This is a genomic window from Ferdinandcohnia sp. QZ13 (assembly GCF_031324165.1).
GTDB lineage: Bacteria > Bacillota > Bacilli > Bacillales > Bacillaceae_L > Ferdinandcohnia.
Window position 1 is genome coordinate 1,161,606 of record NZ_JAVIVW010000001.1, and the last position, 13,075, is coordinate 1,174,680.

The 13,075-nt window shown below is 38.2% G+C and carries 12 protein-coding genes and 1 pseudogene; 3 read left to right on the forward strand and 10 right to left on the reverse strand.

Annotated elements, in window-relative coordinates:
- The first annotated feature begins 84 nt into the window (after positions 1-84).
- Positions 85-996, forward strand: a complete 912-nt coding sequence (locus tag RGU12_RS05610) for a nuclease-related domain-containing protein (RefSeq protein WP_309535182.1) — start codon at positions 85-87, stop codon at positions 994-996.
- Between the two features lie 535 nt (positions 997-1,531).
- On the opposite strand, the gene RGU12_RS05615 is transcribed toward RGU12_RS05610, so the two are convergent.
- From RGU12_RS05615 to RGU12_RS05625, 3 genes are all read right to left on the reverse strand, one after another.
- Positions 1,532-2,305, reverse strand: a complete 774-nt coding sequence (locus tag RGU12_RS05615) for a DUF2268 domain-containing putative Zn-dependent protease (RefSeq protein ID WP_309535183.1) — start codon at positions 2,303-2,305, stop codon at positions 1,532-1,534.
- 87 nt (positions 2,306-2,392) lie between these two features.
- On the reverse strand, positions 2,393-3,631 hold the full coding sequence (gene fabF / locus RGU12_RS05620; RefSeq protein WP_309535184.1) for a beta-ketoacyl-ACP synthase II: 1,239 nt from the start codon (positions 3,629-3,631) through the stop codon (positions 2,393-2,395).
- Positions 3,632-3,710: 79 nt separating this feature from the next.
- Positions 3,711-4,643, reverse strand: a complete 933-nt coding sequence (locus RGU12_RS05625) for a beta-ketoacyl-ACP synthase III (protein ID WP_309535185.1) — start codon at positions 4,641-4,643, stop codon at positions 3,711-3,713.
- Between the two features lie 253 nt (positions 4,644-4,896).
- Between RGU12_RS05625 and RGU12_RS05630 the strand changes: the two genes are divergently transcribed.
- Positions 4,897-5,187 carry a hypothetical protein gene (locus RGU12_RS05630; protein WP_309535186.1) on the forward strand — a complete coding sequence of 97 codons (291 nt, stop codon included), beginning with the start codon at positions 4,897-4,899 and terminating at the stop codon, positions 5,185-5,187.
- 32 nt (positions 5,188-5,219) lie between these two features.
- Here the strand turns inward: RGU12_RS05630 and RGU12_RS05635 are convergent, their stop codons facing one another.
- The 3 genes from RGU12_RS05635 to RGU12_RS05645 form a co-directional block, all read right to left on the reverse strand.
- Complete coding sequence (locus RGU12_RS05635; protein ID WP_309535187.1) at positions 5,220-6,176, reverse strand: BMP family ABC transporter substrate-binding protein; 957 nt, start codon at positions 6,174-6,176, stop codon at positions 5,220-5,222.
- Between the two features lie 87 nt (positions 6,177-6,263).
- Positions 6,264-6,827: a hypothetical protein gene (locus RGU12_RS05640; protein ID WP_309535188.1), complete on the reverse strand. Its 564-nt coding sequence runs from the start codon at positions 6,825-6,827 to the stop codon at positions 6,264-6,266.
- A 91-nt stretch (positions 6,828-6,918) separates the two neighbouring features.
- A complete protein-coding gene (locus RGU12_RS05645) occupies positions 6,919-7,650 on the reverse strand; it encodes an alpha/beta hydrolase (RefSeq protein WP_309535189.1) in 732 nt (243 codons plus the stop codon).
- A gap of 152 nt (positions 7,651-7,802) precedes the next feature.
- Between RGU12_RS05645 and RGU12_RS05650 the strand changes: the two genes are divergently transcribed.
- Positions 7,803-7,991, forward strand: coding sequence for a YjzD family protein (locus RGU12_RS05650; RefSeq protein WP_116351141.1), 189 nt, complete (start codon positions 7,803-7,805; stop codon positions 7,989-7,991).
- 136 nt (positions 7,992-8,127) lie between these two features.
- On the opposite strand, the gene RGU12_RS05655 is transcribed toward RGU12_RS05650, so the two are convergent.
- From RGU12_RS05655 to RGU12_RS05670, 4 genes and pseudogenes are all read right to left on the reverse strand, one after another.
- A complete protein-coding gene (locus RGU12_RS05655; RefSeq protein WP_136380521.1) occupies positions 8,128-8,307 on the reverse strand; it encodes a YjzC family protein in 180 nt (59 codons plus the stop codon).
- Between the two features lie 158 nt (positions 8,308-8,465).
- Positions 8,466-9,425 (reverse strand): ornithine carbamoyltransferase, encoded by a 960-nt coding sequence (gene argF / locus RGU12_RS05660; RefSeq protein WP_309535190.1) that lies wholly within the window; start codon positions 9,423-9,425, stop codon positions 8,466-8,468.
- On the reverse strand, positions 9,422-12,547 hold the full coding sequence (gene carB / locus RGU12_RS05665) for a carbamoyl-phosphate synthase (glutamine-hydrolyzing) large subunit (protein ID WP_309535191.1): 3,126 nt from the start codon (positions 12,545-12,547) through the stop codon (positions 9,422-9,424). The genes argF and carB overlap by 4 nt, the downstream gene beginning before the upstream one ends.
- 93 nt (positions 12,548-12,640) lie before the next feature.
- Positions 12,641-13,036: pseudogene (locus tag RGU12_RS05670) on the reverse strand (carbamoyl-phosphate synthase domain-containing protein); the annotation flags it as partial.
- Positions 13,037-13,075 lie beyond the last annotated feature (39 nt).

Below are 13,075 nucleotides of genomic sequence, written 5' to 3' on the forward strand. Positions count from 1 at the left end.
CTATACATCTTTCAAAGAATACGAATTGTAAGTTTGGGAGTTAGGATTTACAATATTCTTGAATCTATGGAAGGATGTGTTGTTTTGATTATTAAAAATCGTACCGTTCCGGATGAATTGATCCTTTTACGATTTATCCGAACGCGAATCAAAGTTTCCGAGAAAACGGAGAATCAAATCATTTCACTTAAAAAGGGTTATGATGGAGAAAAGAGGTTTGACAAACGCATGATCAATCTCTCCCTCGATTGCCTCATGATCAATGACTTGCTTCTAGAAACAAACCATACCCATTATCAAATTGATTCGCTCCTTATTACTCAACCCAAAATTCATATTTTTGAAGTGAAAAATTATGAAGGGGATTACTTGCTTGATGACGATTGTTTGCGGCTCCTATCTGGAAAGGAGATAAAAAACCCGCTTATTCAACTATCTCGGAGTGTATCTCTCTTTCGGCAATTACTTCAACAGCACCGTATGAACTTTTCAGTCGAGGGCCACCTCGTATTCATTAACCCTGAATGTTACCTCTACCAAGCTTCACCCGACCTACCGATTATTTTTCCTACTCAACTTGAGCGCTTTATTAAACAACTAAATACACAGTCTTCAAAATTGAACGGAAAACATCAAGGACTTGCAAATAAGCTTTTGGCTTCGCATATTAAAGACTCGCCTTATTCATTGTTGCCAGAGTATAGCTACGATGAGATGGAAAAGGGGATTGTGTGTGTAAGGTGTGGAAACTTAGATATGTCCGATTCAGGGCAAACTAAGACAATAATATGTAAAACTTGTGGTTTTGTAGAGGATAAGGAAGTAGCAATTTTAAGGAGTGTACAAGAGTTTTCGCTATTGTTTCCAGACCAAAAAATTACTACCAATACACTTTATGACTGGTGTAAGATTATAAAATCAAAGAAAACAATCAGAAAAATACTTCAAAAAAATTATAAACATGTGCGTTTGGGAAATTCGTCTTATTTTGAGTGATATTAATAGTTATTGTATATTATCGATTTGTAATTAACGAATATAGCTAGCGATTTGATTTGTGGTGTAGTGAGTTTTCCCATTTTTAGTTTGTTGGGGATACCAGGTCCTCTTGAAGGACATCAGTTCCCTGTTTCTAGGAGGTTGAAGGTAATCCAGGACTTCCGGAGTGACGTCAGTTTCCTGTTTCTAGGAGGTTGGGGGCGCTCTAGGTCTATTCGAGTGACGCCACTTTCCTGTTTCTAGGAGGTTGGGGGCGCTCCAGGTCTTCTCGAGTGACGCCACTTTCCTGTTTCTAGGAGGTTAGGGGCGCTCTAGGTCTATTCGAGTGACGCCACTTTCCTGTTTCTAGGAGGTTAGGAGCGCTCCAGGTCTTCTCGAGTGACGCCAGTTCCCTGTTTCTAGGAGGTTGAGTCTACTCCAACCTTTTTGGATAAACAATGCTTTGCTGTTTTTAACAGGTTGATAGTAATCAAACCTAAAACCGCTGTAAATCCAAAAAAACCCCAGGTCCCCCTTCCCTGCGGTTAAAAGATCACAGATATTCCTTCACAAACTCCATTGAATCCATCGCAAAGATGTCCTTAATCCGTAGTTTGTTAGATTCCAAATGGTTTCGGACGAGATAATAGCCCGCGCAATACCCGGCCATTTTTGGGTAAAATCCCTTTCCGTACAAGAGGTCGTTATGTTTTCTTTCATTTCTTTTCATATTTCGATTCGGGATGATGAGTTGCTTGACTATTTTTCGGAGTTCCTCATCTGAGTGATACTTCGTCCAGCCCACTAGATTTGCGCTTCCACATTGTTCACGGACCGCATTCTCTGCAATCCCCTCTAATATCACTGTATCCAAAAGCGTAAAGTCAGCTTCATTTTTTTTGAGTTTTTTCAAACGACATACATGATTGTATTCATGGGTTAAAACGGCTTTTATTTCTGATTGGGTATTATGTGGTGAGAAAAATAGAAATAATTTGTCCTTAAAGGCAAGACCAGATTTCCCATTAAACTCGCGTTTGATTTTAGAGTTTCCTGCGTCAGCTGGGAAAATGAAAATCGGAACGTCTGGACCGTTCCATTGTTTTTGTAAGTCAGCATATTCCTTTTCCACCAAACCCCATACGTTTTTCGGAAGTCTTCCAAGTATATTAGCAGAAGATGACCTATACATACCGTGCATCATAAGATATTCGTAAATATCACGTGCAGTAGCCCCTCTTGGAAAAAAACTTGTTAGTTTTTTACAAACTTCAACTGGATTTGCTTTTGATTCCTTTAGCCATTGATCGGTACGTATTACTCCCACATCATCACATCCTTTCACAGACACTTTATTGTATTCAAATTCATGAAAAAAGAGCCAGACCATTTGAGTCTGACTCTTATCTATACATTATTGATATTTTTTAAATAGAATGGTTGCGTTGTGTCCACCGAAGCCTAGAGAATTACTTAGTGCAACATTTACTTCTTGCTCTCTTGCTTTATTTGGAACATAATCTAAGTCACATTCTGGATCTGGTGTTTCATAGTTAATCGTTGGTGGGATGATTCCTTCTTTAATTGCTAGAACCGAGAAGATTGCTTCCACACCGCCCGCAGCTCCAAGTAAATGTCCTGTCATTGATTTTGTTGAACTGATTGCTACTTTATGGGCATGTTCAGCAAATACTTCTTTGATAGCTGCTGTTTCGAACTTATCATTGTAATCTGTGCTTGTTCCGTGAGCATTGATATAATCAACATCACTTGGATTAAGTCCTGCATCTGCAATAGCTTGACGCATTGCGCGAGCTCCACCTTCTCCACCTGGTGCTGGAGCCGTAATATGGTGTGCATCACCAGTAGCTCCATAGCCAATGATTTCTGCGTAAATATGGGCACCACGTGCTAATGCATGTTCTAGATCTTCAAGAACAAGAATTCCAGCGCCCTCACCCATTACAAACCCATCCCGGTTTTTATCAAATGGACGGCTTGCTGTTTTTGGATCTGGGTTTAACGATAAGGCTCTTGCCGAAACGAAACCTGCAAATGACATATTCGTTAATGGTGCTTCTGTTCCACCTGTGATCATAACGTCCGCGTCTCCGCGCTGGATGACTTTAAACGCATCTCCAATTGAGTTTGTACCTGTCGCACATGCTGTAACGGTACATGTGTTAATACCTTTTGCCCCAATTGCAATTGATACCTGGCCTGCTGCCATATCTGGAATCATCATTGGTACATAAAATGGGCTTACACGACGATAGCCTTTTTCCAAGAAAATCTTGTGCTGTTCTTCATGTGTTTCCATTCCACCAATTCCTGAACCGATCCATACTCCAACGCGTGGAGCGATTTCATCAGTGATGGTTAATTTAGCATCCTCAACAGCCATTAAAGAAGCGGCCATTGCATATTGAGTAAAGCGGTCCATACGACGTGCTTCTCTTTTGTCCATATAATTTTCAGGATTAAAATCCTTTAATTCCGCTGCTACCTTTGCGGGTAAGCCTTCGATTTGTACTCTTGTTAATGGACCAATCCCTGAGACTCCGTTTTTTGCGTTTTCCCACGTTGTTTTCACATCATTACCTAAAGGTGATACTGTGCCTAATCCAGTAACTACTACACGTTTCTTTTGCATACCTTTTCTCCTTCCAACCTATTTCAAAGTTTCTATCATTTATTACAATAATTGGTGTTTTCCTAGTAAAGGTACTTGCTTAGCGACCCCATTTAATGCAGATGGCACCCCAAGTTAAACCTCCACCAAATCCTACCATTACTATTACGTCATCGTCTTTAATTTTTCCTGCTTGGATGTCCTCCACAATTGAAATTGGGATTGAGGCTGCGGATGTATTTCCAAACTGATCCACAGTTTTTGACATTTTTTCAACTGGTAGTTCAAGTCTTTCCCTTGAAGCTTCCATGATTCGAATATTGGCTTGGTGTGGGATTAAGTAATCTACATCTTCTCGTCTTAATCCAGCTTTTTCAAGTACATTTACACTTGATTCACCCATTTGTCTTACGGCAAATTTGAAAACCTCGCGACCATTCATAATGATGTGTTCGTCTTGGTAAAGATGTTTTCCACCTGTACCGTCCGCACCTAATTCAAATGAAAGGATTCCTCTACCTTCTGAAACTTCACCAAGGACAGCTGCACCTGCTCCATCTCCGAATAATACGGCTGTATTACGGTCGCTCCAGTCAACGATTTTTGATAGTTTTTCAACACCTACTACTAACACGTGCTTATAGGTACCTGTTTCAATGAATTGTTTACCTGTAATGATTCCGTACATAAAACCAGCACATGCTGCACTAATATCCATTGCAGCTGCGTTTTTTGCACCCAAACGTTCTTGAATCATACATGCTACAGATGGGAATGGATGGTCAGGCGTAACTGTAGCTACGATGATCAAGTCCAAATCCAGTGCGGTAATTCCTGCATCATCAATTGCTTTCCGTGCTGCCTCATAGGCCATATCAGATGTATTTGTATCATCATCTGCAATTCGACGTTCTTCTATTCCTGTTCTTGTTCGAATCCATTCATCTGAAGTGTCAAGTATTTTTTCAAGATCCTTATTTGTTACCACTCTTTCTGGTACGAATCGATTGATTCCGATTATTCCTACACCCATACAAACATCTCCCTTTTTTTATGAGAAAACTTAAGTTTATAGCATTAGCATGTTAAATTCTGTTTTTATTATCAAATCTTATGACTTGGTACTAATTTTAATTCATTTTTTTCTTGATATCAACTATTTGGTTTTATTTTTTGTAAGATTCCACGTTTGCCTAGTGTTATGCAAGATACAGGCCTATTTCTTTTTTAATCGTTCAACATATGAATAAAGTAATAAAATTTAAAATGTAAGTTGGTGATAAAAAATGGATAAAGAGAATGAGGATTTGGATGTAAAGCAAGAGGAAACCCAGGTGAAGCAAGAAAGTGAACGTGAGGTTCCCAAGAGGGAGCGGTTTGATCGTCTAATGTTTGGCCCTCGTACAAGGAGAGATGAAAACAGAGCACCATTAAAAAATTCAAAAGCAAACGATTCAGATGAAGTTGATTTTAATCAACTAATGGGGCAACTAGATGATATTATGACATCTATTGGTAAAATTAAACCTGTAATCAAAGACCTTTCCCCACTTTTAGATTTTTTTCGAAAAAAATAAGAAGAAGCTATCACCTGATGTGATAGCTTCTTCTATTTTGAAGGAAGATCCCCTGTTTTTTTATATTCTTCAATATACCCTGTTAATTCCTCTATAAACTTTTTATCAACCTTTGGACTAAAGGTACCCATGGAGATCACATCATCCTGAAAATCAAAATAAAGAGTTCCGGATGCGAGCTCGCCTTCATTAAATTTATTTGCGACTAATAGATAGAGTTGATCTATATGCTGAACCGTACTAGTGTATACCGTCTCTTTACCTAAGTCAGATTGGTCTGACACATAGCCAATTGCATATAGGCCTTCTTCTTTAATCCTTTCTATTACAGGAACATTGTACCCATCTCCGGCAGGATAAATAATATCTACACCATCAGCTATCATTCTTTCTGCTATCGCAATTGCCTTCTCATCGTCATCCCAATTTTGAACATAGCCAATATCTACATTAACTTCATCATTTTGGAATAAAACACCTTCATAAAATCCATTGATCTCTGGTTGCCATTCATAAGCGGCAATTATACCAACATTGTTGTTGTTCGTCATTTTCCCAGCGACCATTCCACCGAAAAAGCCCATTGCGTGTCCCTCAAAATTTAAGCTCGTGACATTTTCTTTTCTTGTATCGCCATTAAAAAAAATGAAATGGACGTTAGGGTAATTACCTGCAATCTCATTAAAAATTTCAGCATATTCACTTCCATGACCAAATATTAAATTGACGCCGTTATCGACAAATTCATTCACTGCTGTTCGAGTCGCAGTTTCCGTCGTAATTCCTTCTTTGTAAAAGACATCAACCTGAAATTTTGATTTTATTTGCAATAATCCCTTATATCCTTCCGTACCCCATACTTGATCATCAATTGTATCCGGTACAAGTAAGCCTACTTTTTTTACCCCTGTAGTAGCATCTGTTTGTCCACAAGAGACAAGGATGGTTAATAGGAACAAGAGTGTTATCCACCTGAACGGCTTTTTCATTATTACAACTCCTTCAAAAACCCCAACAACAAAATCATTCAATTATATTTTATTGTACTTATGAGGAATTGGAAAGGAAAAAAAGGGCTAGACATAAAAGTTTTGGAAAATCCACTCTTCGTGATCATTCTTTTTCATGATTGCTTCCCCTAAATCTTTATTCGAAAAATCAATGAACGTAAACAAAAACTCAATATGTTTTGTTCGAACCTTTTGATGATCACACAAACTATTATCAATATGAATTTTGGCATACCAGCTATCATCAAGTTCGTCTTCTAAATCAGCTATTGTATTCCTGCCTAACGTATGTGCCGAAATTAGGATTAGCTTTGTGTTTGTTTCTTTACAGTATTCAAGCACCGATTGAAGGCTTTTCTTTTTTTCTTCATTACGTTCCGATGAGTTTATGTTATACCATGGGTAAATCACGGCATCAGATTGGATGAACATCCTTTCGTTAATTGCTTTTGGAAACTCAATAAATTCAAAAAAAGCATTACGCCCAATTCGAAGCATTTTTTCCTCTTCTGGGCTATTTTCCTTTGGGTTCGCATCTACTCCAATCACATGGATTTCCTTGTCTATCATTCTGCAGCAGAGTCCGTACCCTACAAACGAGAAAGCGTCGAATAAGATGACCTTCTTCACTTGTAACATCTCCTATTCATTTTGTTACAGTATCGTATGCTTGCTGATAAATAAAAAGTCCCCATCCTAACAAAAAGAAACAGGGACTTTTTTATAATTCCTTTTCATTTTCTTTGAAGAAGCTACCAATTGAGCGGCTAAATGCATAGGTATTTTCACTAATATGATAGCTTAATGTAACCATCTCATTTACGCCTTGGTATTTTTTACTGTGTATTTCCGGAGTGTATGTTCTTTCATTTGTACTACGCCAAATTTTGATCGGGATATTTGTGTGAAGTAATTTATTATTTGGTGCTAATTTTTCAATATTCGATTCGACTTCCTTTTCGTCAAGTTGATAAGCTTGAGCAATTTCTTTTATTAATTTTTTATAAAAAAATTTATTTTTTCTTTCATTATCGATATGTGCCACTAGGTCAATGCAGGGATTAAGGAATGCCATAGAGCGAATTTCTTCATTTAGCTTTTGGCTTAATTGCATGGCTGTTAATGCACCCATACCTTCCGCCAGAATATGAATACGGGTGTTAAGAATTTCTCGTTTCATAATGATGTGATAGAGCTGTGTGGCTAATTTAACGGAAGCTGGATTTCCCCAGTTTGCACCGTATAAGTTTGAATAAAATACTGTATATCCTTCATCCTTGAGATATTCGAGAATTTGAGACCTTGCATAGTTTTGAATCCAATAGCTTGAGTTCTCTTCTACAAAATTTGTTTTATCCCCGATGATTAAAACAGCGAAGCCATTTGGACGTTTTGGCAAATGAAGAGCAGACCACTCCGTGTCGAGTTTGAAAAAAAGTTTGTTTGGTACCATTGTTTCCTTCTCCTACTCCTGATTTTCGTCCTTCATTATTAGTGTATGTTGTGGTTATAAAGATGAAAGGGGGAAATGCCTACAAATATCTTTTCTATCAGATGTCAATTGTGGTAAACTAATTACAGATATATCTTAATGAGGTGAAAATCTTGCGTTATTTTTGGACATTTTTTTGGACATTCCTTTTAATCCAAATGGCTTCATATGTAATTGGCTCAATGCAGGCAGCTACATATTCATTTTCAACAGCTTCAATCGTAGCTGTTATTGTGACAGCCTTAATCATTATTTTAGGTTCTGTTATTCCAAATGAGCCTGTCGAGGAACCACATCATTAATTTAGGCGACAAGCATAAGACAAACGCTGACGGAAGGTGCTTTTTTACCTTCCGAAGCGATTGGCTAGACCAGAGAACCGATGGCGCCTGAACTAGACAATGCAAAAAAGACCCAACAGGGGTCTTTTTTTGGTTATCACGGCTTTCTTTTATATGTCCATTTGCGATTGTGGTTAGAGTTTTCTGGAAATGGGTCACCAGCATTTAATTTTACGCTTTTTGGATTTTTAACCATATCTCCTTGCTCGCCGATTTCTACATATATCCCATTATTCGGTGCTTTATGCCCTGCACGAAATTCATGACTTTGCCCCATCTTAATCCTCCTTTGAATAGTATTACAAGATTACTATTCCCACTCATACTTAAATTCATGTTAAAAAGCACAAGTGTAGGATGAAAGGCCAGTTACCGAGCTTATCGTATCATTAAATGTGGGTCAAGCGACCTGTCCCCTTGACCCACATAAGGTATTTATTCCATAATTGCTTTTAAAACTGCTTTTTGAGCGTGTAGACGATTCCCAGCTTGTTCAAATATGACAGAGTTTGGGCCATCAATCACTTCAGCGGTTACTTCTTCTCCGCGATGAGCCGGCAGACAGTGCAAGAAAAGATAATCTTCATTTGCTGCACTTACGAGTTCAGAATTAACTTGATAAGGCATGAACACTTGCATTCTTTCTTCCTGTTCCTGTTCCTGGCCCATACTTGCCCAAACATCCGTATAGATGTAATCCGCACCCTTTACACCCTCGACTGGATCATGACTAACTTCAATGATGGCATTTGTCTCTTTTGCAATTTCTTTTGCTTTCTCTACAATAAATGCTTTCGGCTCATATTGAGGCGGACAAACAACCGTACAGTCTAATCCAACCTTTGCTGCAGCAATCATTAAAGAATGCGCTACATTGTTTCCGTCTCCAACATAGACGAGTTTGCTTCCTTTAAAGGATTTATTTCGTTCATATATCGTCAGTAAATCAGCTAACGCTTGGCATGGATGAAAATCTTCTGTTAAGCCATTAATGACCGGAATACTTGCGAACTCAGCAAGTTCTTCAATTTTTTCATGCTCAAATGTACGAATCATGATTGCATCCACATACTCAGATAAAACCATTGCGGTATCCGCAATTGATTCCCCTCTACCTAGCTGCATATCATTACTATTGAGGTAGATTGCATTTCCACCTAACTGAAGCATTCCGGCTTCAAAAGAAACTCTTGTCCGGGTTGAATGCTTTTCAAATATCATTGCCAAGGTTTTCCCTTTTAAATAAGCTGTTTCTTCCCCATTTTTATGCTTTTGCTTGATTTCAATGGCTGAATCTAATAATGCGATGATATCTTCCTGCGTTAGATCAAGGAGAGTGAGCAAATCCTTTCCTTTTAACGACTTACTTAGATTATGTTTTAAAGTAGTAGTCATTTGATAATCACTTCTTTCTCATTTTTGAATATTCCTCTTCGTTCTTGAATCGACATAACTGTAAAGCGGGAATCTTGAAATCCTTTTAAAAATGCCTGTAATGTCTCTATTTCAGTAAATACATGAATTCGCTGTTGACTTGCCTTTATTTTATTCTTTTTTGAATTTTCATCTTTATTTAGACTTACAAATGCTAAAGCTTTTTCGCTCTTGACCCACTCTGAAATGTCATTTGCAGCATAAACGTTTAAACCTATTTTTTCAGCAATTTGCACGATTTCTGCTGGAATAAGGTCTGTATCGAAGACAATTTCGTCTGCATCTTTTTTCGATAAAATATAGCTATGGAACACTTTTGTTAAGGCCTCATCAATCGTATCTGCAATACTGATTCCTTCCCCTGTTGATTTCATTTCCGGGCCAACCGTTGGATCTCCGAGCAGTTTATAAGTTGAGAAGACTGGATACTTCACAGTGTAGTAAGGTAATTCAGGTAATAAGCCAACTTGCGAAGAAACCTCTTGTAGTGACTTTCCAAGTACAAGTTTTGAAGCTAGCTGAGCCATTGGTATTCCTGTTATTTTACTTATAACCGGAACTGTACGACTAGCGCGTGGGTTCACTTCAAGGACGTATATTTGATTGTCATTCACAACAAATTGGATATTCATAATCCCTTTAAACTGTAGTTCACGAACAATTTTTCCTGCATAGTCTGCAACAATTTTCTTGTTTTCTTCAGATAATGAAACGGCTGGTATAATCGCATGACTATCGCCTGAGTGAACACCCGCTTTTTCAATATGCTCAACAATGGTAGGGATTAGAATCTCGTTCCCATCAGCAAGTAAGTCAACTTCGATCTCTAAACCAGGGACATATGCATCAATAAGGAGTGGAAATGATTCATTTGAGGTTTCTATTACAAAGGATTCAAGCTCATCCTCGTCATTGATGACAACCATTCCTTGCCCACCAATTACATATGATGGTCGAATTAACACAGGATAACCGATTTCAGACGATTTTTCTAGTAATTCTTGTGAATCGTCAGCGATCTCCCCAGGGATATGTTTGATATTTACCTTTTCTAACAGCTTATAAAAACGGTCGCGGTCTTCAAGCTGGTCAATGACGTCGTGGGTAATTCCCACAATTGATACACCTGCTGCCTCTAATCTTTGTGCAAGATTAATGGCTGTTTGACCACCAAATTGTACAATCACTTGATCCACTTTTTCAGCTTCAATGACATTTAACACATGTTCATATGTTAATGGTTCAAAGAATAATTTGTCGGCAATTTCATAATCAGTACTGACTGTTTCAGGATTATTATTCAGTAAAATGGTCTCATACCCTTCGTCTTGTAAGGCGAAAATTCCATGAACAGAACTGTAGTCAAATTCAATTCCCTGACCAATTCGAATCGGTCCTGAGCCGAGAATTAATACCTTTTGTTTCGAAGAACCTTGAGTTTCATTTTCTCCAAAATAGCTTGAATAATAATAAGAAGACTTAGATGCGAATTTACCCGCACATGTATCGACACTTTTATAGCTAGGGAGAATGCCAAATTCCTTACGTTTAGCCCGAATCGTATTTTCATCCTCACCACTGAGGTAGGCAATATATTGGTCAGTAAACCCTTTTTCCTTTATTTCTTGCATGAATTCACTTGAAAATTCATGGACTGATGTTCGGCTAATTTGATCCTCATACTCCACTAAATTTTTGAAAATGTATAGGAAGAATGCATCGATTTTTGAGATTTTATGAATTTCCTCTACAGTAGTTCCTCTTCTAAATAGTTCTAGTACTGCAAAAAAGCGATTTTCACTCCCCGTTTCAACGAGATGATTGAGCTCTGCAGCTGAAAGGCCTCCTAGTTTAGGTAAACGTAAGCTTTCGTTTTCCCCCTCTAAGGAATGAACCGCCTTTTGGATGGCACCTTCTAGGTTCACGTCAAGTGACATGACCTCTCCTGTTGCTTTCATTTGTGTTCCGAGTACATTTGGAACATCCATGAACTTATCAAATGGGAAGCGCGGGAATTTTACGACCACATAATCTAATGCAGGTTCGACGCTTGCAAATGAATTACCTGTAATAGGGTTGATTAATTCATCTAATGTATAACCAACTGCAAGCTTTGCTGTTATTTTTGCAATCGGATAGCCGGTTGCTTTTGATGCGAGTGCTGATGAACGACTTACGCGAGGATTTACCTCGATCAGATAATAGTTTTTGCTATACGGGTCCAATGCAAATTGAATATTACATCCACCAACAATGCCTAAAGCAGTGATAATTTTTGCCGATGATGTTTGAAGCATTTTGAATTCATCATCTGTTAAGGTTTGTGAGGGTGCTACAACAATCGAATCCCCCGTATGAATGCCAACCGGGTCAATGTTCTCCATATTACAAATCGTAATACAAGTTCCATTTTGGTCACGCATAACCTCATATTCAATTTCTTTATATCCAGCAATGCTTTTTTCAATCAAACATTGAGTAATTGGGCTTTCGGACAAGCCATTTTTAGAAAGCTGAATCAATTGTTGCTGATCGTGCGCAATGCCTCCTCCTGTTCCCCCCAATGTGTATGCTGGACGAATAATGACCGGAAAACCTACCTTTTCAACAAAAGAAATAGCTTCCTCAACTGTTGTGACAATTTCACTGTCAGGGACTGGCTCATTTAATTCATTCATTAAGCTTCGGAAAGCCTCTCGGTCCTCACCCTTTTTAATGGAATCAATCGATGTCCCTAGAACTTTTACATTATATTTATCTAAAATTCCATGTTCATTTAAGCTAAAAGCTAAATTTAAGCCTGTTTGACCACCCAGGGTTGCAAGTAATCCATCTGGACGTTCTTTTGCAATGATTTTCTCGATGCTTTCAACTGTAAGTGGCTCAAAATACACAACATCCGCATTGACTTCATCGGTCATAATGGTTGCAGGATTGTTATTCACCAAAATAACTTTGTAACCTTCTTCCCGCAATGCCCTACAGCCTTGTGTACCAGAATAATCAAATTCTGCAGCCTGCCCGATAACAATAGGACCTGAGCCAATTACCAAAATTGATTGAATTGAATGATCTTTAGGCATAAACTTTTCTCCCCTAACCTTCTGTTTATATAAAATTCTGTACCTTTCACCTTTAATAACTTAATTCAATACTCCCGCTAAAACGGATTGCTTACTAATGACTGCCTTTTCTGCCTTATTGTCTCGTATCCTTTTCACAACTGCTCGTGTATCGACATGTGAGAGCAATGGAATATTCCACTTCTGTAAATACTGAGTAAGCGAGTATTTCCCATTATAATGGGAATGGGTATCCTTCGTTTCATAAACTATGACCCCTGCTACTTCGGGCTTCGTGTTAAATTCAAGCTCATTAATTCCGCAATTACCGATGAGGGGGTATGTGAAAACAATGATTTGATCTTTATTGGAAGGATCGGTGATAACGTCCTGATAGCCGGTCATTCCTGTATAGAATCCGATACCACTTTCAGCCGCTGTATTTGAGCAATTCTCGAAAATATTACCTTCAAAGCTTTCACCATTCGCTAAGTGCAGATATCCCTTCATCTGTTTCACCTCGTATTTTTATTTGAGTAGTCGTATTTT

Bases quoted from the DNA above. Each gene is read 5' to 3' on its own strand.
- fabF (WP_309535184.1), bottom strand. From the start codon at position 3,631: ATGCAAAAGAAACGTGTAGTAGTTACTGGATTAGGCACAGTATCACCT.
- RGU12_RS05625 (WP_309535185.1), bottom strand. From the start codon at position 4,643: ATGGGTGTAGGAATAATCGGAATCAATCGATTCGTACCAGAAAGAGTG.
- RGU12_RS05630 (WP_309535186.1), top strand. From the start codon at position 4,897: ATGGATAAAGAGAATGAGGATTTGGATGTAAAGCAAGAGGAAACCCAG.
- RGU12_RS05635 (WP_309535187.1), bottom strand. From the start codon at position 6,176: ATGAAAAAGCCGTTCAGGTGGATAACACTCTTGTTCCTATTAACCATC.
- RGU12_RS05645 (WP_309535189.1), bottom strand. From the start codon at position 7,650: ATGGTACCAAACAAACTTTTTTTCAAACTCGACACGGAGTGGTCTGCT.
- RGU12_RS05655 (WP_136380521.1), bottom strand. From the start codon at position 8,307: ATGGGGCAAAGTCATGAATTTCGTGCAGGGCATAAAGCACCGAATAAT.
- argF (WP_309535190.1), bottom strand. From the start codon at position 9,425: ATGACTACTACTTTAAAACATAATCTAAGTAAGTCGTTAAAAGGAAAG.
- carB (WP_309535191.1), bottom strand. From the start codon at position 12,547: ATGCCTAAAGATCATTCAATTCAATCAATTTTGGTAATTGGCTCAGGT.